The 22,397-nt window shown below is 45.9% G+C and carries 13 protein-coding genes; 5 read left to right on the top strand and 8 right to left on the bottom strand.

Features of this window, described 5'->3' with window-relative positions; genetic code table 11:
* Positions 1-314: 314 nt before the first annotated feature.
* The 8 genes from A1830_RS13830 to A1830_RS13795 all read right to left on the bottom strand — a co-directional run bounded on the left by A1830_RS13830 (position 315) and on the right by A1830_RS13795 (position 14,175).
* Complete coding sequence (locus tag A1830_RS13830; protein WP_067707093.1) at positions 315-1,736, bottom strand: hypothetical protein; 1,422 nt, start codon at positions 1,734-1,736, stop codon at positions 315-317.
* Positions 1,720-3,639 (bottom strand): prenyltransferase/squalene oxidase repeat-containing protein, encoded by a 1,920-nt coding sequence (locus tag A1830_RS13825; protein ID WP_067707090.1) that lies wholly within the window; start codon positions 3,637-3,639, stop codon positions 1,720-1,722. Before A1830_RS13825 ends, A1830_RS13830 begins: the two co-directional genes overlap by 17 nt.
* A gap of 10 nt (positions 3,640-3,649) precedes the next feature.
* The gene (locus A1830_RS13820; RefSeq protein ID WP_067707087.1) at positions 3,650-5,311 is read right to left on the bottom strand and encodes a hypothetical protein; all 1,662 of its coding nucleotides are present in this window, start codon (positions 5,309-5,311) and stop codon (positions 3,650-3,652) included.
* 9 nt (positions 5,312-5,320) lie between these two features.
* On the bottom strand, positions 5,321-7,153 hold the full coding sequence (locus tag A1830_RS13815; protein ID WP_067707082.1) for a hypothetical protein: 1,833 nt from the start codon (positions 7,151-7,153) through the stop codon (positions 5,321-5,323).
* 65 nt (positions 7,154-7,218) lie between these two features.
* Positions 7,219-9,369, bottom strand: coding sequence for a hypothetical protein (locus A1830_RS13810; protein WP_067707078.1), 2,151 nt, complete (start codon positions 9,367-9,369; stop codon positions 7,219-7,221).
* Positions 9,370-9,390: 21 nt separating this feature from the next.
* Positions 9,391-10,833, bottom strand: a complete 1,443-nt coding sequence (locus A1830_RS13805; RefSeq protein WP_067707073.1) for a hypothetical protein — start codon at positions 10,831-10,833, stop codon at positions 9,391-9,393.
* Positions 10,830-12,581: a hypothetical protein gene (locus A1830_RS13800; RefSeq protein ID WP_067707069.1), complete on the bottom strand. Its 1,752-nt coding sequence runs from the start codon at positions 12,579-12,581 to the stop codon at positions 10,830-10,832. Before A1830_RS13800 ends, A1830_RS13805 begins: the two co-directional genes overlap by 4 nt.
* 4 nt (positions 12,582-12,585) lie before the next feature.
* Complete coding sequence (locus A1830_RS13795; RefSeq protein WP_067707065.1) at positions 12,586-14,175, bottom strand: Hint domain-containing protein; 1,590 nt, start codon at positions 14,173-14,175, stop codon at positions 12,586-12,588.
* Positions 14,176-15,754: 1,579 nt separating this feature from the next.
* Between A1830_RS13795 and A1830_RS13790 the strand changes: the two genes are divergently transcribed.
* The 5 genes from A1830_RS13790 to A1830_RS13770 all read left to right on the top strand — a co-directional run bounded on the left by A1830_RS13790 (position 15,755) and on the right by A1830_RS13770 (position 22,396).
* A complete protein-coding gene (locus tag A1830_RS13790) occupies positions 15,755-16,240 on the top strand; it encodes a GNAT family N-acetyltransferase (protein ID WP_067707061.1) in 486 nt (161 codons plus the stop codon).
* A gap of 1 nt (position 16,241) precedes the next feature.
* The gene (gene sbnA, locus A1830_RS13785) at positions 16,242-17,234 is read left to right on the top strand and encodes a 2,3-diaminopropionate biosynthesis protein SbnA (protein WP_067707057.1); all 993 of its coding nucleotides are present in this window, start codon (positions 16,242-16,244) and stop codon (positions 17,232-17,234) included.
* Entirely contained in the window at positions 17,231-18,244 is a 1,014-nt protein-coding gene (gene sbnB / locus A1830_RS13780; RefSeq protein WP_067707053.1) for a 2,3-diaminopropionate biosynthesis protein SbnB, read from the top strand. The genes sbnA and sbnB overlap by 4 nt, the downstream gene beginning before the upstream one ends.
* A 62-nt stretch (positions 18,245-18,306) precedes the next feature.
* Positions 18,307-20,727 carry a penicillin acylase family protein gene (locus A1830_RS13775; protein ID WP_082804177.1) on the top strand — a complete coding sequence of 807 codons (2,421 nt, stop codon included), beginning with the start codon at positions 18,307-18,309 and terminating at the stop codon, positions 20,725-20,727.
* Positions 20,728-20,737: 10 nt separating this feature from the next.
* Positions 20,738-22,396 carry a cyclic peptide export ABC transporter gene (locus tag A1830_RS13770; RefSeq protein ID WP_067707044.1) on the top strand — a complete coding sequence of 553 codons (1,659 nt, stop codon included), beginning with the start codon at positions 20,738-20,740 and terminating at the stop codon, positions 22,394-22,396.
* The last annotated feature ends 1 nt before the right edge of the window (position 22,397 follow it).

Here is a 22,397-nt window from a genome sequence, read left to right as displayed (position 1 = left end):
GTCTGTAGCGACGTCAGGTTTCTGGCATAGACAATGACTCCTGAGCAGGACGTTTTTTATTGACTGGCGCCAGCGGGTTACGGGGTGAATGTTATTTACACTGAGCACCGGATAACTGTTCAATGGTATTCTTTTAAAAGTTTAGAACCTGTATGTTGTTTGTTCAATCACTCTCGATCAAAAATTATTTCACCCGGTTCATCAGTAGGTTATATATGAATCCTCTCACCCTTTTTTATAAGTGTGTGGATAATAGGGAGTATAGATCCTGTATTAAGTGCTGCTCCCGCCCGTTAACGCTAAGGTACGCTCTTTTACGGAACATAAATTATTTCAAAGCTGGTTGTTTGGTCAAGAAGTCTTGACCTGTTGCCATCAACGTAGTGAATATCTAAATCATATTGATAACGTATTTTTTTATCCGGGTTGAGGATGAGATCAATAACCGGAACTTTTACGACAATCTCATGGGTTAGATTGGCTGCATTCAGCTCAAAGGTCTGATTATCAATTGCGACCAGAATAAAGTTGATCGGATGCGGGTCGGGTGATGTATAAGCCCCAGCGTGGCTTTTAAATATAAGGGTGTTGGCGATCGCTACGGGTGCAGACTGTGTAATAAAATCGCGCGGTTTGCTTTTATATTCGTCGTCTAATGAAATTTTTACCGGCAATGTATCTGGATTGAAACCCTTATACTGAACCACCAGTTGGCCTTTAAGTAACAGGCTTTGCGGCGACGTAGAAAATAATGCATCCCAGATCGTAGTAAACTGAATCGCGGGAAGTGTGAATGAATCGGCTATGCCGCTTTGCAGGTTAATCAGTGCATTTTTTTCCTCTGTTTTTCCGCAGGGCAATTCCAGCTGCAATACCAGCGTGTCGGCGCTGGCAAAAGAGAGTAATTGTGCCTCTGGTTGTTTTTGAGAGAACTGTTCACCGGCGTTGGCAATTCGCTGCTGATTTACTTTTGGCAGCAAAAAGTAGTCAAGGGTTACATTGACCTGGTCAAGCTTCGTGGCATTTTCTGCCGCAGAAAATGAAAAGGAGAGCATAGGTTTTTTGTTTGTGTCCACGCCCACCTCGAAGATATCAGGCAGGTAGTAAAGCTTATTTCTGAGTACATAGTCCTGATAATAGTTATACGAAATGTTCTGGTATGCCAGTGTAGTAAGGATCAGTTGCAGTCGTGCAGGGGGTGGCTTAATACCCTGGTAAATATAGGGATAATAGTTTTCAGCAAAGTAGAAAACTTTGGGGTCGGTTACAGTATTAGTCATTTTATTATCGGTAATAATGGCGACGACCAGTGTGGTTTGCGCATCGAAATCAGACAGGGCACGAAGCAGGGCATCACGGTCCGCCAGCTCCAGCAACACCAGTTCTGCCCGATAGAGATTTCCGGTTTCCGTCCGCATTACGTTGTTGAAAATCATCTCCTCGGGATTGCCGAAGGTGTTGAAACTTAGCACGACATAGGGAATTTCGGCAACCTGTCGACTTAACGTGAAGCTCAGCGTCATCGTCCAGCTCGTTCCATCGGTGCGGGTTGCAATCTGATAACGCGTCTCTCCTGAAATGATTTCTGTGCAAACTTTTGCGCTAAGATCGTCTGCCAGTACCTTACCTGTAGCCCGGTAACGGAGCTGTTTTCCCCCGCCCTCGGGAAATTGCTCGCGGGCATTCTGTAATATAATTCTGTTCAGTGTGACCAGGTCATTAAGAAATATATTCATGATTATCCTCAGTGTATTCGCTTTGAGCCAGAGTTCTAAATTGGTTCAGGCAGGACGATGTCCAGAGGAAGCGCCCATTATGACGGCGGTAAAGTGGGCTTTCCGATTGCCCAGCGGGCAATCGCCAGTGGTCTAAGGCATTTATCACCGGAGTGAGCTGCGGGATCCCCTTCTGCCTGGCATATATCAGCGTGGCGCACCATTCATAGGGATGGGCGTAATAAGGGATAAGTGTGCTAAGCCTGTTGTAGTCATCCCCGCTCCATTGCACCGCCTGATTCAACATCTGAATAATGCGCAAATACGCTGGATATACCATACCGTCCACGCTCTTAAGCGTATGGAGCAAAATCAGCGCATTCGTATTAACGCAGCAATCCAGTTGGCAGATATCGTTGTCATCCTGCATCCAGGTATAAAAGCATTGACACTCTGCCCATTGGTGCGGCCCGGTCCTCAGACGGGGATCAACTTTTCGCACCTGATAATTGTTCATATGTGAAAGAGTCAGCCTGACCTGTGTTAGTGAAATGCGGCCAAACTTGTAGAGCAGTTCGGTGATAATGGCTGTGTCATCAATGTCGGCACAAATCTTTTGATTCGCCATCCATTGGGGATGGGCGGCCTCCGGCCAAAAACTGAAGCTGTTCGGGTGGGTTTCGCAGGCGATTAAAAATTCGAGTGCCCTGTCAATATGTGGGGCGGTCTGAGGAGTATGATCCAGCGTGCGTAGTACCTGCGCGGTAACAAAAGCATTTTCATCCTGATGCCAGCGCCCGTCAGGTGTTCTTACATGAGACAAGAAGGCGCCGCTGGCAGACTGCTGCGCGAGTAGTGTCTTCAGACTCAGCGGAGCTGAGCGTGCCACAGGGGGCATTCTCTTTAGCGGCACGACGTCAAAACACGTATTTTGCGGGCTGAAAGTGCAACTGATGCTACAACGGTTATGTTGGTCCACCGAAAACCCCACTATATTGAACTGCAGGGGAATTTGTTCCGCCACCACCCGCTGCAATAAAGGCAGCCTGAGGTTATTTAGTTTCAGCAAAGCCTGCACGCCCGGGAATACCCGCCGGTTATCGCCAAAGAAACTCGCGGCCATGACAAACAGCGTAAAGCTTAGTGGTTTACCATCCTGACCATACGCCAGGCTAAAACCGTAGGTCGTTGCTGGAAAATCATGTCCGTTCTGGGTTTGCATCAAAGCCTGATCCAGCAAGGGCCTTAGGGCTTCCTTCAGCGGTTCACAGTCGAAAAAACGCATGATCGTCGCAATATCATCGTGAGTGATAAGTGCGCTGTGCCATTGAAAATAAAATTCCTGCGGCGCGGCGGGTTGCTGTGGATAATAGCCTTTCATCAACAATGATAACCCCGCCTGCTGGCAGGTGGCAGCCGACTTAATCCTCGAATCTGGCCAGTTTGCTTCATCAAATCCGTCGGCATGTACCTCTGAATAGACCTTAGTATTCACCCTGTCAGGCATATATTTACGTCCCAGCCAGGAGCCATACCGCAACGGTTGTGTACTACGGTCTTGCATACGCTCTACCGCTTTAAAACAATCTTCAACGTTATCCTGCTGAGAGGTGGCAACAATCTGTCGGTAATGCCGGGAAAAAGCACCGATACTACGATCTTCCGCGTTGTAAGGCAGAAAGGGATCCAGCGTGCAGGAAAGCGCCCGTGGTTTTACCGTCGAAACGGTGAATTCAAGCGGGCAACCATTGTAGGCTAGCAGGCTGGTGTTGAAGGCTGCAGACAGAGCGTGGGAGGCAAGACGTGGCTGGCTGAAACGGGTAATTTCCCGAGCCATGCTTTCACGCAGATAAGGCGCTTCCTCGCATAACGCATTAACCAGGGCGTTCCATGCCACAGGCAGTACTGAATTAAGTTCGCCCATGGTTAATCGCCTACACCATGGCCGGGATAATGATGGCTAATGGATTTTCGCTTCCGGCAAGCGTAATCGGCGGGTTACCGACTGGAAAGTAAGTGATTTTATAGTTAACTTTCCAGGGTCTCTCGGTAAGGAAGCGATATTTAAAAGTCCGCGCCTGGTTATTATCCTCACTAAACGTGTACTTTTTGCTTTTTTTGCTCTGCTTATCATCCAGGTAAGTCAGTTCAACGATAACCTGATTGCAATCCTCCCAGGCGAACTTCCGATCGAGGAAAATAGAGATTTCATTGAATGTCAGTACTGAGCCCGGATCGAGGTTCAACAAGGTTGAGGCTGAATCCGATAATGATTGATAACTGCTGGTTCCTTCCCAGCCAGATGACGCGGCAGAGTTAAAGACAAACTCACTTTGGATTTTAAACAATTCGTTGCTGTTGCTGCTACGGGAAATGTTTTTGCTCCATGTCCCGCCGTCGGTTGTAAAGGGAGCAGGGGCAGTATATTGCTGGTTGTTATAGGAGAGTCTAAAGGAGGCTGCTTTAATGCCATATTCATCAAAGCCATCCGGCCCCAGTACAGTGAAATCAATTTTCTGAAAGAAAGGATCGTTGACGTTGACTTCAATAAAGTAGGGCTTCACCTTTTTTGCCCGCAGGATGTCGCTACCAATAAAGTTTTGCGGCACCGCGGCCTGGCTGATGGCTTTAGATGAAATATAATTAAAATTCAGCGCCTTCGTTTCTTTGATGCTGACCATTTTTATCTGCAGCGAAGCGCTGGGGAATAGACCGCCTCCTTCTTTATCTTCTTCCTTATCGCTGGCGATCAGGGAATCCAGAATGGAATCACTAGCGGATTTTGCCTGGGTGTTGCTGTCCTCGTTAGGTTGTAGCGACGCGGTAAAAAAGCTTTTTAGGATCTCTTCCTTGACGAATTGCAACGCCCATTCCTTTTCCTTTTCCTTTTCCGCCTGGTCACCGGGCATGCTCTCGGTGACTTTGATTACCAGTTTTTGATCCTGCTGCAGCTTCTTAATGACGCTATCAAACCCAAGCCAGAAACTGGCTGGTGTTTCAAGTGGAATGGGAATATTGGCACCAAATTTGAGGTCAAATTCTTTATAGAGGCTTTCGAGTTTGGCTTCCACTTCAACTTTTAAGGCCGGAGTAATGCCCGTAAAACTGAGATTATAGGCAACTGCTGCAGGTGCCTGCGCCTGGTTAAAGGCGGCTTCAAGGATCACTGTCTGCTCCGGCGTTAATTTAGCGCTGAAGATGGCGCTGTTCTTACCAAACAGGCTGGGACTTTGGGCGCTGATCAGCACACCCTTAGCGTTCTCAGCACCCAGAACAAAAAAATTCACCGTACCCTTGTCAAAAGGAACCGGGGTTTTACGGGCAGTGTTAGGATCAACCTTGATCTTGCTGAGATATTCTTTAAATGCACTGTCGAGCACGTTTTCGTTGACGGAGGTATCAACCTCGAAATTAATATAGCCTCCTTGCTGATCGCTGCCGTCGCCGGTATATTTTATCAGTGAAAATACAGGTTTTTTGTCTTTCTCTGCGATGTTTATATCGCCGGGTAAATACCAGAATTGGTTGTTATCAGAGTCATCAGCAAAGAAGGTAATGTTCTTTATGGTCTGGGTTCTTTCTCTCAGTAATAACATGACGTTTCCTTAATTGAGGTTAATATCAATACTGTTTTGGTCGGTGGAAATTTCGACATAGTCAGGTTTACCCCCCCTTTTTTCCGAAAAGTAGGTAAACCAGATAGAAAGGTTGATCGTCTTTCTCTTAAGATCGGGCTGGTCGGCGCTGAATCGCTGAACGGCGACTTCGGGGCCAGTAAATAAAAAAACTTGTTGTAAGATGGCATTACGATCGGTTGAACAATAGGCATAGCTGGCCGAAACCATTACCTGCTCTATCTCATTCCAGTTCACGTCGACGCACAACGTCAATTCTCGCTGTTTATATAAGCGCGAGAATAGCGTTATATCCTGGTTGGCAGGTTCGATCAGCTCCCCTGAAATGTGAGGAGAATTGAGGGAGCTACAGTATTCCTTAGTGACCTCAAAAAGATATAAATCGGGATTAGCCAGCGTGACCGGATAATGAACGGGTGGCGACGTGGCGCTAATTTGAAAACTTTCCGACACGCGGGGTGCGGGTTGCAGCCTGTGGGAGCAACGAAGGGTAACCAGTACCGACTGGTACCAGCTCCAGTCAAACTGGCTTGCTGCCCCAATGATAAAATTATAGCGCCCATAGATTGAATCCAGATCCAGATAAATATCGTCCAGTTCAGTTTGAAGAACGCTGGATTCGGCCTGTATCCTGTCGCCAAATGGCTGAATGAAATAGATGGTAAAATCGTAGTGTACCGGCCAGAGCATTTTTTGTGTATTCGGATCGATAATCGCTGCCATTTTGAATCGTTTTGGCTGATTATCGCCGCTGCAAAAAGTAAACTGTTGAATGTTTCCGCCATAATCCAGGCGCACTATCACCAGTGAAATATTACTGTCCAGTTCAGGCGTCAGTAAGTTTATTCGCACATTGCGATAGGCAAAGAAATCATCCTGCAAATCGGTTCGGGTAATAACACGATCGGCTTGATAGTCGGTGTCACTGACTAATTTAGCGAATAAGGCCTGCGGAAAGAGCGAACGCTTGACCACAGTGGTAAGGCTCAGCTTGCCACTTAACCGACGCTGATCAATATCTTTAACTGAAACCTGTTGCAGATAAAAGCCCGCCTTCGGCTTGGGTTGCTGGGGCATATCGGCAAAGACTGCGGTAAAAAACTCGCTGAGTAATATCTGCTTCAGTTCCGCCCCTGCCTGTTCGAGATAGTTACTGGAATCGGTTTGCCGGACTTTGATGGTCACGATTTTTTTGCTAATCAGGGATGACGAGACCCGTTCTATATCAACATTGAAGAGCAACAGGTTGAATCCAAGCGATTCCTGCAGAAACAGATAGACCTTTTCCCAACTGGCTTCCAGCTCGTAGCTGGCGGGAGGGAGTTGTTGCAAATAATCGATTTTGTAGCTGATCGCGACAGGCGTCGCTTCGGGGTCTTTCATCAGGCTTGCCAGCAGGACGATACTGTCTTGCGGTATGAGTTTGGCTAACAGATAACAATTTTGCTGATCGTTCAATGAAGTCTTGCTGGTCTGGCCGGTAATAAAACCGGGAATATCCAGCGTTGCACTACAGGAAATCGCCTGTAAGGGCATGAGTATTGCGTTGCGTGGAATATCTGCTGAGGCATCAGCCGCCGCACGTGCAGCCTTAGGCGTGCTGGCTAACTGGGTTCGCAGCGACAACGTAGCATAATAAAGGGTGGTGGGTTCGCGACTGTTTCGGAAAATCTCTAGCTGCACTGCGGGCTGATTGCCATGAGTGACTGTCACGCTCGGCGCAGCAGCACAGTAAAAATAAAGATTACTGTCTGGGTCGGCACGGATAAAACATATATCTTGCACTACGATCTGACTGTTCATAGCGACAATCCTGCATTACGAGAATTGAAGCCGGGCAAAATTGTTGCCCAGCTTATTCAATAACATCAGAAATTTACCACCACAATTGAAGAGGTATTTGACACCGTCCCGGTGATTGTTTTTTCTTTACCATTGTCGCCATAATAAATTGTTGCGACATATCTTATATCAGGATCATTATCTTTCTCTGCCTGCATTAGATTAAAGGTCAGGTATTGGGTCAACGACTTGCTATCAAACTCGGTCACGGCAACGTTCTGTGACTCACTGAAGTTCCACTTCACATATTTGACGGTCATTTCATAGGTGATGAGCGAGACATTTTTCTCCGTATATCGAAGGATAATGGTATATTTTCTCTGTTTTGGCAGGGCGTTGGCTATCAGAATCTGATTGCCATGAATCAGCCCATATCCGGGTATCGATGGGTTGGTCTCGACGCCGTTTGGAATGTAAGTCAGGCCATCACCATCTATGGTATTGTAATCGGCGGAATAATAAATGGGTTTATCGACCGTGGTGCCAATCGGATAAATAAAGGGCTTCGGCGGGTTCGACTCACTAATAACCTGGCTGTAGGTTTTGGCCTCAACGTGTTTATCCGGATCGCTATAGCGCGTTTTAACCACTACCTGATTGAAGACTTTCCATCCCAGAGGATCGAGCAGGGTAGCGATATCTGCGTAAACAACGCCGCACTGCGCGGTATTGATGACAATAATTAGCTCTTTGTCGCTTTTAATGACGCCAGAACGATAGGGTTTAGCCTGTGCGCCGCTAAAGTTGACGGTATAGGAATATGAAAATGCGCGGCCCACCTCAGAATTGATAAACCATTTACCCGTTTTTTTCGGATTCATATCTTTAGGACTAAACTGCAAAGTGCTTTGATTGTCTTTATCATAGATAGCCGTCACGACAATATTGGCGATGTTATAGGTCGCCAGGTCCTGGGTAACATAGAACTCAGGCTGTATAGATTGGTAGAAAGGGTCGTTCAGATCATACTCTTTGAAATACTCTTTCAGGTGATCTTTACCCACAATGGATTGAATTGACGGCAACTGAGTCTGCGGCGCAATAGCAAAGGAAATAACCGAGTTTTCATCATAGCTGCGGCTGAAACTTTTAGTCTGTTTGAGGCCTTGCTCAAATTTCTCAAAGTTACCTGCGTCGTTAAGCATATCCAGGCTCATGTCCAGCCCGGACTGATTACTTAAAATTTGCTCAACCTGTTTCTGTCCCCAGTTTCTGAGGCTGTCTTTCCATTCGATATATTGATCTGCTGACATGCCCATTTCCGCTGCGGTCAGTCCAACCCGGACATCGATTTTAATGGCATTTTTTTCGAAATATTCGCGCTCAATTTTTTTCTCATCCGCCGCCCACGTATGGTAGGAGATGTCTTGAGTAACCTTCTTTGCGATCTCACTGTCGTAGCTGACCGTCACTTTGGCCGCTGGCAGAGAGGCATCCAGGTTAAAGTTAAAACGAAGGCCCACGCTTGCATTACTGTCGGTTCCTGTCAGCACCTTTTCAAACAAAGTGGCCCCTACGCCGGTCAGCGTCAGACCGAAGACGGTGCGGTTATCACCCAGTCCTGACGGCGACACAGAAGTTGGGATCTGTCGGTAGAATTTTTCATTATCATCAAGAATTAACGTCGCCTGGGCCGACGTGTAGGAAGGTTGTAATAACTTGATTTTCTGCGCCTCTTCAGGCATCAGCTGAGACAGAAACTGATCATTGCCTCTGTTACCGTCGTACAGTGACACGAATTTGCTGGCCTGATCGGCGTCCAGGGCGGTATTGATGAGCGCCGTGTCCATTGCCGCTTTTTTGATCTGGTTCTCAGGATCCTCTACCGAGGCTTTTTCCGCTTTTACATAGGTGACAATCAGCGCGGATTTGGCCTTCAGGGGGTTCTCAATATTGCCAAACAGTTGTGCGCGGATGCTGGTTTGCAGATCTTCAGGAGGCAGAGGCAGCATCACGGTAAATTGGGTATAACCGCCTTGCATCTCTTCGCCGCGATACTTGTAAAACATAAAACTTGGACTGCGATCGTCTCTGGCGACAAATACCGGGATTTCAGGCACGACGTAATAGGTATACTTGTCAAGACTGTCGCCGTAACAGGTACAGATATATTCACTTTCGCCCAGATACTTATCGGTGGAGACTTTAATCGACTGCTGCAAAGCGGTGGTTAACATAGGATATTCCTCTTGTTTATATCACTTGTTGTAGTGCAGTTTGATGGGGCTGGCAGTGGCCAGAATATGACCAGCGTTGTAAGTTTTGCGGAACAGCGATTTCGATTGCAGTTCTCCCGTCCAGCTGTAGTCAATGTTCCCGTTCAGGCCTGCAAATTGAGTGTTAATCCACCAATTGGCCAGCCACCCTTGTGAACTGGGAAATGTGAAGATAAAAGATTGTTTGTTAGCCTGACCGGCTGGCAGATAATTTGCGCTGCCCTTGATTGATTTGAAGCTGGATTTCAGATGATCGGCTTCAAACAGCACGCTATAAAAACCCAGATCCTGCGGGGTAAGAGCGATGTCATCTTGCCAGGTAAGCGAACTTTCGTAACGGCTGTAGTCAGCAAATTCGACCCTGAGAGTGATAATGTCAGTGTCCGATTCAGTTTTGAGCGTGACTGGTGAGAAGGTGGGCCACGGCATCGGCGTCTGGACATCCTCATAGCACAGTTCAATCGACAAAATATTGAAATTTGCCGGCTGGAAATCCAGGCTTACCGTGCATTCGCGCGGGATTATTGGTTTGCGCGGGCGGCTGGGTTCAGGCAGGGGCGTCGTGCTAAACGTGATAATGCTATCTGCGGGCAGCTTATCTAATAGCACGGCGATATCCTGCTGCTGCACCAGTAAATACTGCTGTGGCACGCTATTGCTATAGCTGATGTCGTAACTGATTTTGGTCGGGAGTTCATCCACCGAATGAATATTACGCAGCGTATTACTGATCAGCGCAGACGCAGTTTCTACCAGTGAATTTTTGACCAGCGCGCGCGTCTGTGCTGAAGGGGTATTATCAAACTGCTCCTGTAGGGTGATCACACCAGCGTCAATCTGCTGATTGAGCAGGAGGGCAATAGCCTCCGACTTTCGCGCATTCTCATTAAAAGCCAGCGTTAAAAACGCGATCCAGTCAGTTTGCAGTCTGGCCGTAGCATAACTGCTAACGTCAAACTGGCTGTGGGTCAGCAGATAAACCTGGTTTTTATCCCCTCGGATAGCGCTATCCAGCATGCTACTTTCAGCATGCGTCAGTGCCATGCGGGACTGCACATACTCAACGTCATAGCTGTCTGATTCAGGCTGATGGACGAATCGCAGGAACAGAGTCTGGCGAACATCACTTTGTATCAGTTTAATCCCCCCTGGGGATGGGATAAAATGCGCTCTGATATAGGCGTCTAACGCTGAGGTATCGACGGGCTGTTTCGGGGCGACGAACGTCGACATCCCCCCCGCGGGGCTGATCATCAGTTGCAGCGCGCTGATTTGACCGGCGGCCTTATTCAGAACAACCTGGGGAGTAAAACTGCCATACGTGTAGTCCTCCGGCTGCCGGGTCTGGTCGTGAAACGCAAAGGCCCGATCCAGCAGAAAGAAGTCTTGTAACATGTTCTGAGGGTTAATATATCCAGTGTTCATCTCTCACCTGTGAAATTAATTGTTTGATCGCCGACTACGTAGGCTGACCACTGGCCGCCGATGCTTTTGTAGCGAAATCCGCAGGCAAAAATAGAGGTGACCGTCCATTTGTAGTCGAATGTGTTATGCAAATGGGTGAAGGTATATTTAGTGCTATGGATCGGGTTTTGTGGCTCAAACTCAAATTCTGCCCCAGAAACCCCCTCGGGCAGACAGACCGATATCCGTGCCTGCTGGGAACCAAACTGTGGGAAACTGTAAGCACCAATGGTGGTAGTTAGCGTCACGGGTCTGGGCAGCAGGACGATCCCATCACCCGATAATTCGTGAGCTTCTACGTCGGCATACGTCTTGTCACCGAGGATCGGGTAGCTGCAATCCGGCGCTTCGCCGGTTAACATCAGATTCTGTTCCCAGCCGTCTGAGTGATAGAGCCCACGAATTACGCTTTGCAGGGCAAAGGCTTCATCCAGGCTGATAGTCATAAACTTACAGGGCAGTGAAGTGGGATCCAGTACCAGAAAGCGTTCATTACACTGCATAACTTCACCGAAGATCGACTGCCAGTTTCCCCCCCGAAAATAGGTAACGCGGATTTGGTAGAAGAAAGGGCTCATTTCCAGCGAATTTCTAAAAAAGTCGAAGGTTAGCCGACTTTGATCCAGCGTCAGTTGCCCGGTTTTTTTCTGTTCATAGGGATAAATATTGCCGACAGGGAGGCTGAGCTGAATGTCAACAGAGACACTGCTGTCCAACCCTGATGGATAAGTGTAAAAAACGTCGATCGCTCGCTTGCCTTCCGGTAATAGCGGCGCAGTCGTCCGGTGAATTATCGCGTCGGGCGACTTTCGGGCAATTTGCTGGGCAGCAGTAAAGGGATCCAGTAAAAAGCACAGCGGGCGCACGCTCAGCACAACCGTATCAAGGTCGAAGATCGCACGCCCACTCTCTTGCTGGGTTGCCAGGCAGATCATGGCGGTATTGCTGTTAGCTGGCCCAGTGCAGGGCGAGCCCATCAGGTTATACAGACGATCAAGTAATGCCTGGCAGAAAGTACGGACCCCGGCCGGATTGTTCCCGGGCAGCGCCGGGCTGATTTTCAACGGCAGCTGCGTGATATATTGGTACAGATATTGTGTTAGCAGGTCGTAGCTAAATGCCACCCGATTGCCGTCCACAGTAGGAGTACCTGGAACATTGTCGGTTAACATAGCCATTAGCACGGAAGGATCAAATTCGATGGAATACGGCAGGCGCGGGGAAACGCCTTCAATAAAACCATCCAGCCGGGCATTAAAACCGATAGTTTTATCGAGTATTGTATCCTCTATAAGCTGGGTGCTTTCTGAATTAAGTAAAATAATAAACCTGATGTACTGTGCCGAATACCAGGTGGCATCAAAACTATGCTCACGGAGATTGCTACGATACTCAATGGGCACGTCAAATCCCAGGCTACCCGCGATCAGCGGCAGGATGTTAACCGTATCATCCGGGTTTTGTTGTTTAAACTCTGCCAGCCATTGCCCGCTGTCATACTGGAGTTCCGTCGTGAAACTAAGCCAGCTATAAATGCTTTCAGCACTGGAACTACGAACGATATCCAGGGAAAAAGGCAGCGGATCAGCGGCCTGAATGCCGAGGGATTCAGGGTACAGGAAATAAGCATTACTCTGCTGATACGCCCCGATAAACCGTTGCGCCGCGATAGTGATAATATTCTGGAAGTCCGGATAGCCATCGTACATGATATTACTCACCGGTTGATTTGAGATGATTTAGGTAATCTTCATGCCATTCCCTGGGGAGTTTGCTTAGTATATTGACAGGCCTTTCATAATATTCGTCTTCATAGAATCTTTGCATCTGGATATCACCGACCAGGATATGATTGGCATACAGGATGTTTTCATCGACTTTCTCAGCAGACAGTTGCAGGTTATAAACCGTAAGTTCATCAGTCTGAGGCTGGATGTCTGTGATTTCACACTTCCCCTGCGGGGTAAAAAGCTGGTCCGATAGTTTAAGTTCCCGGCAGGTAACCACGCCTGATGCCGTTATAAAAGGATGCCCCGGGCTGGCTATAACGCTGTGCTTGTTATTATCCTCATCCTTAACAGATATTTTTATACAATGTTGTTCCTGACCCGTGGTGATGTTTTCCACCATAAGCGCACTATCATTCGCTGTTAGCACGCTTTCTCCCATTTCGATCGCCGAGATGAGTTTTTCGCTGCCGTCATGCATCATTATTTTTGTATTTTCATGCAGGCACCCGTAAACGATCTTCATCGGCTTTATGTTTAGGGTATTTAAAAATTTCTGTTCCGGTAGAATATTCTTAGGTGCATTAGTAATGAAAGCAGCAACGCTCTTACCTGAGACACTAAGGATCAGTTTAAAGATATAATAGACCCTTTCGCCAGAATCAAAATCCACCCTGTTAAAATTTAACCAGCTTAGGTCCCAGCTAATTTTATCAGCGACAGCAGAGGAATTTTTGGGGTCGAAAAAATCAAAACCCGCAGAAGGAAAAATTGGGTCACCGCCCGCCCGCGCACGTATCAGATAGATACTGCTCATGCCATTGACGGGTCTGCCACCGCTAACATCGATATTACCACCGTAGGTAATAGTACCTTTAACAGGGACGCTGACTATACCGCCGCCGGCATAGGGCTGGCTATAATCGCAGTCGGCCTCATCGCGTGTTAAGCAAATTTTTATCTCGTTAGGATTATGAATAGTTGTGGGGGATTGATTATGAATTTCTTTCGGATAACTTTGTGTAGTGATAATTTCTGCGCCGTAGATCGTTTTATTAGCTATGGTTTGCGAAAAAGTATAAATCGCTGTAACCGGATTTCCGTTCTCTTTTGCACTGTCAGGATAAACGCCATTTGCACTGATGATACAGTCTGCGGTGTTTATGTAGTTCTGTGTATGTTTTACCGTACCCGTGTTGGATGCATCATTATCGAATAATCCCAGCGTTTGCGTCACATTAGTGGCGGAAACGGGAAGAGAGCCAATGGCATCGGTTCGATAGTATTTACCATCTGTAGAGTCAAGCCGCACAATACTGTACACCGCTTCGGCAGAACGGGTGGCAGCCTGACTGACCAGGCCAGTGCTGTGTTTGCACTGTTTCGTGTTTTGCCAGCGTTGGATAAAATGGGGATAGTTACCCGAGTCTAAACCGGCAAGTTTTTGCTGGATATCATAAAAACTGACCAACAGAGGATCGCCTGGATCAATAATAAAACCACCTTTGTTACCATATTTTCTGATTACAGTTTTAACAATGCTCTTTTCATCTGAAGTATAACTTTGTGCATTCATAAAATTCGCACCCAGTAAATTCAAGGCATGATATTGCTCTCATGGCGGCAAATGAAAATGGCCATCATTGAGGTTTTTTTGTTAAATTCATTTGTACGTCAATTAAATAGCTACGAAACTATTTGAATCTGTAATTATGATACAAGCATCTCTTTATGAACATATTCCTTCGGAAATGCTCATGTTTCATGAGCTAAAAGAGATAATAATTATCTGTAATAACATCCTGAGATGTCCCCAGAGCTGTTGCCCTGGAAATAGATTAATTTTATAGAGTTAGCTATCCAGGATTAAAGTCGTTAGCTTTAACGAACGGAGCCACGATTTACTTAACTTCAATAATAGTCGCGTTGTATAAAAAATCAACAGAGCATAAATAAAGTAAAACTATCTTCGAGCAGCGTATGAAAAATGATAATTCAATGAATTCTCAACGTATTAGGTTATGTAAGCATAAAGAAAAACCAATTAACGAGCCTGCCAGAGTAAATTATGGTGATGTAACCATATGAAATTGTTGTTTAAATAATTTTCAAATTATTGTGAGGTATGGACTTTATTTAAACGATACGGGACAACCGCTTTGATGAAATAAATGTATTTATATTGTATATCAAGCAATAACACAGGCTTTACCAATTAAAATACCTGGCTAAAAAAACTTACGTAAAATATCACGATGGGGGCCTGTCAGTCCGCATCATTGAGGGTATCGCGGAAGGTGTTAAAGCCTGGTGCGTTTACACTGGGCAATAACTCGAATTGCCTGTACATGGAGTTTTCATCGGCACAGGGCAGAAGGGTTAAACAGCGTTGCTTTTCCTGATGCGCCGTAGCGTAATTTTCTACAGTCGTGTGCAGACAATGAAAACGAGGCAACCCTTTGATAAAAGGCAAAAATCCCGCTCAGGTTTCCCTGAGCGGGATTCTTAAATTTGGCTCCTCTGACTGGGATCGCCTTTGCCAGTAACTGGCTAATAAGCAAGCTAAACCTGAATCTTCATCCTGTCAAGACCACCAAAATGACCACCATAAGACGCGGGTTGCACAAAACTAGCTGGCGTTCTTTAAGAAAGGTGGTGATCGTAAGTAGGGTGCCCACCGCAACAAAATCGGCGTATTCCTTCCTCCCGTAAAGGAGAACCCGCTAAGGGCGTAATGTTATGACAAAGTGAACGTATTCATTATGGATAGCAATGTAAGGTAGTTCATCCTATTTCACGGGTTAATGTATAGCCAGTTAATTGATTTAATCATATAAATCAACACGATACTTTGCGTTGGTTGCGCATTTTTTATTGAAAAAATAAAAGATTTCAAGATGTCATCTGGTAAGAGATAAAATATTATTTTTGTTATGTTTGTGCTTGAATTACCCATTGCAATGTTGCGTATTTATTTTTATTTGGATTTTAATTCTGTTTTTTGTTTTTCTTATGGAATAATATTATTTTCTGGTTTTTTTAGTGCTATTTTTATTAGCGTAAGGAATTCTAAAGTGATAGTTTATTACAAACACTTATTCATTGAAATATTTATACGTATTATCTATTGTGAAAATTTGGGGTGAGGTATAGGAATGTTATCTCTAAAAGAATGCACTGGAAGTGAAATTGAGGAATATTGTGCCATCTTTGTTAATGAATATAAGATGGATCTTATTAGAAACTACCAGCTCAGCCAGTTAGAAGCGCATCAAAGAGCGAATGCCACATTCAACACATCTTTTCCTGACAACCAGCCAGCAAAAAATAATTCCCTACTCCGTATTACCAAAATACTCAGCGATGTCCCTTGTCATGTCGGTTACATGTGGTTGCTTTATTACCCAGAAGAACAATCGGTATTTATAATGGATTTCTACATATCCTCGGAATATCGGAATAAAAAAATTGGTCATGAGGCGATGATTAACGTGATAGGGATGCTCGAAAAAAAACAAATGGCTACACTGAAATTACGCGTTGAGCCTGATAATCAAGCAGCTATCGGACTATATAAAAAATCAGGGTTTGATATTACAGGAATAAATATGACTCACAGGATAACTCCAAAGGGAGTGTAAAATGATATATCAAACAGCAGAAAGCATTAATGATGGACGGGCATTCCTCAAAATTGATGAATTCATTAAAAACAATAGCGTCTATGTAAAAATAGAAAATATGAATCCCGGTGGATCAATAAAAATAAAAACTGCAATAGCGTTAGTTGATGCGGCAGAAAAAAACCTGGATTTAAAAAATAAAAAACATGTTATTGAATCCAGCTCGGGTAATCTGGGGATAGCATTAAGTATCATTTGTGCCGCAAGGAAATATAATTTCACTTGCATTGTCGATAAAAATACATTACCTCATACTATCAAAGTAATGAAAGCATATGGTGCGGAAGTTATTATAATCGAAACCCCCCATCCTGAAAGGGGTTATCTCGGTGCAAGGCTCGATTATATAAAGAAAAGGCTTGTGTCTGATAATAGTCTTGTGTGGACGAATCAGTATGAAAGTTCTGCAAATAGAGAAGCGCATGCAAGACTGACGGCGCGAGAATTATTAAATGAGTTTCCTGTTATTGACTATCTGTTTATTGCTGCAGGTACAACAGGCACATTAATGGGGTGCGTGCAAACGGTTACCGAGGCAACTCCGGCAACAAAAATTATTGCTGTTGATACTAAAGGCTCGGTCATTTTTGGTACGCCATCGGCGCCTCGTTATATCCCGGGTATGGGGGCCAGTGTTCTTCCGCCATTATTCGATAGTAAAAATTTGTTTGATATGGTTCAGGTGTCAGAGAAGGAAACCGTGCAGACCTGCAGACTGTTCGCACGGCGTTACGGCTTTCTTGTGGGAGGGTCGACAGGAACCGTCCTGACTGCCATTCGGGATTACAGCCCTAAAATTCCCGCGGGTTCGGTAGTCGTTATGATCAGCCCTGATGGCGGAGAACGTTATATTGATACTATTTATTCCGATGAATGGTGTTTACAAAAAGGATTATTGCAACTTCAGTCGTCAACCAGTCGTAATACTTTCTCAGGAGCCGTAGTAGAATGAACAATATGAAGCTTGGGGTGGTTTCAGGAGAGACAATCGCAGAAATCCTGTCTGATTCTTACATTCAAATTATGCGAATAGTGCGGGAAACATATTTACTCCATGAGAAAGGCATAACCAATAACCCTGATAGTTATTTCCTGCGGTTTAATGATAAACCGGAAGCCAGAATTATTGCGTTGCCGGCGGCAATAAAAGGCGTGGGTGCCGTAGCAGGAATAAAATGGATTGCGAGTTACCCTAAAAATTTAGAAAAGAACATACAGCGCGCCTCTGCCATCATTGTTCTGAATGATTATGAGACCGGATACCCTTTTGCCTTACTGGAAGCATCGCAGATTAGCGCGTGCCGTACCGCGGCATCGGCTGTCCTCGCCGCGAATACGTTATCAAACGATAGAAAAATTGCTAAAAAGATTGCATTCATTGGTACTGGCGTTATTGCGCGTAAGATCGCCGACTTCTTCCACGCTGAAAATTGGGATATTGGTCGGGTTGTGGCTTACGATATAACCTCGCACGATGCTGAAAAATTTGCACTCTATGTCAACGATGCTCATAAATATCAGTCATCCGTGGCAGAAAATGTGACGGACGCTATGGATGACGCAGATATTATTGTCTTTGCCACCAACGCGGGTACGCCATATATCACCGCCCCGGATGCAATAAAGAATCATCAGATCGTATTAAATATCTCGCTTCGTGATATTGGCCCTGAGATTATCTTACGTTCATCCAATGTGTTCGATGATGTTGAACACTGCATGAAGGCAAATACTTCCCCCCATCTTGCTGAACAAATCAGCGGAGGGAGACATTTTGTTGATGGTTCTCTTGCTGCGTTAATTAATGGCGATATACAACTGCGAAAAAATTGCCCGGTAATTTTTTCTCCGTTTGGACTTGGTGTTTTGGATTTGGCTGTGGCCGCTTATTTGCATCAGCGTGCAGAAAAAAGCGGTCTGTGTCATTCAATTCCAGGTTTCTTCCCCGATATGACGAGATAAATTTAATTGTCAGCTTAACGTTTGGTTGAAAATTAGCACTATCATCATTGTTTGAGAGAGATATGAAGAGTCGTCCTTTATTACTACGTGTCGTGGTATGCCTGCTATTGCCCGCGATTTCTGTTTTTGTCTTTGGCTATATTTATTTTCTGCGCAGCCTCCCTGCCGCTGAAAATTTTACTCTATCAGGGCAGGGTTATAATGATGTCGATGTAAAAAGAGATCGGCATGGCGCTGTATATCTCTCATCTGATGATGATAATAGTATTTATTTTGGCATGGGGTATGTGCAGGCGCAGGATCGGCTGTGGCAACTCACATTGCAACAGCGCATTGTTCAGGGAAGATTAAGCGAGATACTCGGCGAGAAGGGGATGAAAAGCGATATTTTCATCAGAACGTTGGGCATTTATCGTGCAGCACAGCAGGCATGGACACGGCTGGACCAACCGGCTCAGGATTCGCTGGTCGCGTATGCGGCTGGCGTTAATCAGGCGATTAAGCAACAGCGAACTTTGCCGCCGGAGTTTATTTTGCTGGGAGTGAAGCCTGAAGAGTGGACGCCAGTCGATTCTCTGGCGTGGGTCAAAATGTTCGCCCTCGACTTGGGGGGCAATATGTTCAAGGAAATTCAGCATGACGTCGCCACGGAGAGCCTGAATAACGAGCAAGTCAGACTGCTTTTCCCCACTTATACCTCCGTACCACCAGACCGCACTGCTGATCTGAGACCTGCGGCAAGCCTGGCGATGCAGGATGTAAAGTTCATCATTAAGCAAGGGGCCTATTTTGGCACGGGGGGAACCGGAGTGGGCAGTAACGCCTGGGTTGTATCAGGAACGCACACCCGTACCGGATATCCGATGCTGGCGAACGATCCGCATCTGGGACTGCAGCAACCTTCTCCGTGGTACGTTGTATCGCAGAATGGCGCCCGATTGCATACTCAGGGAATGAGTCTGACGGGGCTTCCACTCGTTATCTTCGGCAGTAATCAACATATTGCATGGGGCGGCACGGCTCTGACCGCGGATGTGCAAGATTTGTATGCTGAAACCGTCAACCCGGATGACCCCTCCCGCTACAAAGTCGATAACCAGTGGCTACCCTTTAGTCAGAGGAAAGAGACTATTCGGGTTCGCAGTGGTATTCCCGATATGCTCTATCCGCCCCTTCAGGACGTCACGCTGAATATTAAAGAGACGCGGCACGGTCCTGTCGTCAGCGCTCTGTTTCCCACTATTCGCCAGACGCTGTCGCTAAGGTGGACAGCGCTGGATCCAGACGATACCAGCTATATGGCGTTTATGAGGATCAATTATGCCCACGACTGGCCATCGTTTCAGTCGGCAGTCCGGCTGCTGGCGGCGCCTGCACTCAACCTCCTTTATGCCGATACGGAAAACAATATTGGCATGATAAGCGCCGGGGCCATTCCGCTTCGGGGACAGGGCAACGGTGAACTGCCATTGCCGGGTGAAAATTCTCGTAATGATTGGCGGGGTTATATTCCGTTTAACGAACTGCCGGTGAGCAGGAATCCGGCATCGGGATTTATCGTTTCTGCCAATAATGAGGTCAGTAATCATACCTACCCGCATTTCATTTCTCATGACTGGGCGCCTTCTGCGCGTGCACAACGTATTACCAGGCTGCTGGACGACAAAATTGCGGCGTCGGAAAACCGGATAACGCATGAAGACATGATAGCCATTCAACGGGATACGTATGATGCGAACATTGCGGCATTTCGCCACGCGGCAATCAATAAAATTCAGCCGACAGGCAGGCGTCAGCAGATGGCAATAGACAGACTGGCTGCCTGGGATGGGGATATGAATCGGGAGAGCGTTGCTGCCACCCTGATTGTTAGCTGGTCACGGCATATGCGGATCAATATGGTTGTGGATTCGCTACCCAAATCCTGGGGCGAAGATGAAAAAAATGCGCTAATGAGTGAGCTGGGCACCTATATTCCGCTTTCCTCGCTGGTGAAAATACTCAATGACGATACTAACGCGTGTCGGACATTTGGTCCCCCAACGTCGTGGCATAATTGTCAGGATGTGCTGGTGAAATCTCTCGATCAGGCTCTCGACGAATTGAGCAGAATGCGTGGCGATAATATGAATAACTGGCAATGGGGAAACCTGCATTCCAGTTATTACCAGCATCGCCTGTTTAGCGGAGTAAGATTTCTCGACAATATTTTCAGTACGCGAATAGCAAATGGCGGCTCACCTGATGCAATCAATGTGGCCGATATGCATTTCGACTTGTCAAAAGGCTATGACCAGACACTGGGCGCCAGTTTCAGAATGATTGTCGATGTTAAATCGGAAAAAATCAGTACGCGCTATATCAACTCAACTGGGCAATCCGGAAATATTATGAGCGAACATTACCGGGATAGTGTGAAGCCATTTAATGAATTTATATTCAATGAAATAAAAAAAGATTCCCATGCTCGATCAGAGAAATAAGGAGTAGGCTGTGGGATTATTTAGGAGTTTCAGCCATAGTGCACCGAATCGGGTATTGCTGTCGATACTTTTTGGCGCACTAGCGGGAGCGGTATATGCATTTTTGATTCCACTGACATTGAGTGGATTACAGTCATTGTCGCCGTCACTCAGTGTGCTCGGTGAAAAAACAATATCCCTGTTAGGGGTTACTATTTCCAACTATCGTCTTGCGTTACTGTTCTCCAGCGCGATTGTGTTAATTCTTATTTTTACCTCAATGTCAGAAATTCTTCTTATAAATGTTGGGATTGATTTCGCCAGAAAATTACGTAAGGATATTTATCATAAAATAAGCCTGTTAAGTGTTGTTGATCTTGAGCGGCTTGGGCTGGCAAGAATTACTACTATTTTAACGACCGATGTCATGCAGGTAATTCAGGGGGCTAAGGTCATTCCAACTATCGTTATCAGCATGGTGACGGTGATGGGAATGATTTTGTATCTGTACGTCGTCAATGATGAAATCGTCTTTTTCATTCTGAAGGCAATCGCCTTTGGCGTGTTGACTTATCAGATACCCATATATTTTTCCCGGCGTTATCTTGTTAAGACACGCAATAAATTTGATGAGCTGCGTAATTTGAACATCGCTCTGGTTCGTGGTGCAAAAGAGCTGAAGATCGATCGCGCCAAGCGTGATTACTTTCATCAAAATATACTTAATACCGTTGAAGATGATATTGCCAGTAATGAGAAAATGGGACAAACCATACTGGCTGTTGCAGTGAACTATGGTGATTTGCTCAGTTTCTTCGTCATTGGTTTCACTATGTTTATATTTGGTAATTATCATGCCGTTACCGACCAGGAACTGATCGCCGTCATTATGACGTTGCTCTACATCACCGCGCCCATAAGCGTCATTATCAATAACATCCACAACATCACGCTGGCGGCTATTTCCATGAAAAAAATCAGGGAGATTGTCAGCATTATGCCTGCTGAATCCACAATCGGCGGGGATGGAACGCTGATGCCCTGGCGGGAAATGACCTTCAACGATGTTGTATATGAACATGTGGTGCATGATCGGGATACGGCTTTTAGTATCGGCCCGGTAAACTTTACGCTTCGTCGCGGAGAACTGGTTTATATCGTCGGCGGCAACGGGTGCGGTAAATCTACACTGGCGAAATTGATCACCCAGCACTATTTTCCCAGTCGGGGGTTAATCAAGGTAGACGGTCAGGACATCGATGACCGAAATCGTGACGCCGTCAGGCAGCATATCGGCTGTATTTATTCCGACTATCATCTTTTTGATTCACTACTGATCGCTGATGCTTCAAGCGATTTAGAAATAGAAGGGTATTTAAAACGCCTAGGGCTTTCTCAAAAAGTCAGTATTAAGGCAGGTGTGTTTTCCACCACATCGCTTTCAGATGGCCAGAGAAAGAGACTGGCGTTACTCACGGTACTGCTCGACAACAAGAATATTTATCTTTTTGATGAGTGGGCTGCCGATCAAGATCCGGATTTTAAGCGAATATTTTATGAGGAAATTTTGCCGGAGATGAAACAGCGTGGAAAAACAGTCGTCGTTATTACCCATGACGACCACTATTTCCATCTGGCGGACCGTGTTTTCAGAATGGATTCGGGAATGATGACGACATTGAAGTCGTGAC

Source organism: Erwinia sp. ErVv1, from assembly GCF_900068895.1.
Lineage (GTDB): Bacteria > Pseudomonadota > Gammaproteobacteria > Enterobacterales > Enterobacteriaceae > Erwinia.
This window is presented reverse-complemented; position numbering and strand designations above follow the sequence as displayed.

What these genes read in the sequence shown, in the direction of transcription:
- A1830_RS13830 (WP_067707093.1), bottom strand. Translation starts at nt 1,736, where the DNA reads ATGAATATATTTCTTAATGACCTGGTCACACTGAACAGAATTATATTA.
- A1830_RS13825 (WP_067707090.1), bottom strand. Translation starts at nt 3,639, where the DNA reads ATGGGCGAACTTAATTCAGTACTGCCTGTGGCATGGAACGCCCTGGTT.
- A1830_RS13820 (WP_067707087.1), bottom strand. Translation starts at nt 5,311, where the DNA reads ATGTTATTACTGAGAGAAAGAACCCAGACCATAAAGAACATTACCTTC.
- A1830_RS13815 (WP_067707082.1), bottom strand. Translation starts at nt 7,153, where the DNA reads ATGAACAGTCAGATCGTAGTGCAAGATATATGTTTTATCCGTGCCGAC.
- A1830_RS13810 (WP_067707078.1), bottom strand. Translation starts at nt 9,369, where the DNA reads ATGTTAACCACCGCTTTGCAGCAGTCGATTAAAGTCTCCACCGATAAG.
- A1830_RS13805 (WP_067707073.1), bottom strand. Translation starts at nt 10,833, where the DNA reads ATGAACACTGGATATATTAACCCTCAGAACATGTTACAAGACTTCTTT.
- A1830_RS13800 (WP_067707069.1), bottom strand. Translation starts at nt 12,581, where the DNA reads ATGTACGATGGCTATCCGGACTTCCAGAATATTATCACTATCGCGGCG.
- A1830_RS13795 (WP_067707065.1), bottom strand. Translation starts at nt 14,175, where the DNA reads ATGAATGCACAAAGTTATACTTCAGATGAAAAGAGCATTGTTAAAACT.
- A1830_RS13790 (WP_067707061.1), top strand. Translation starts at nt 15,755, where the DNA reads ATGTTATCTCTAAAAGAATGCACTGGAAGTGAAATTGAGGAATATTGT.
- sbnA (WP_067707057.1), top strand. Translation starts at nt 16,242, where the DNA reads ATGATATATCAAACAGCAGAAAGCATTAATGATGGACGGGCATTCCTC.
- sbnB (WP_067707053.1), top strand. Translation starts at nt 17,231, where the DNA reads ATGAACAATATGAAGCTTGGGGTGGTTTCAGGAGAGACAATCGCAGAA.
- A1830_RS13775 (WP_082804177.1), top strand. Translation starts at nt 18,307, where the DNA reads ATGAAGAGTCGTCCTTTATTACTACGTGTCGTGGTATGCCTGCTATTG.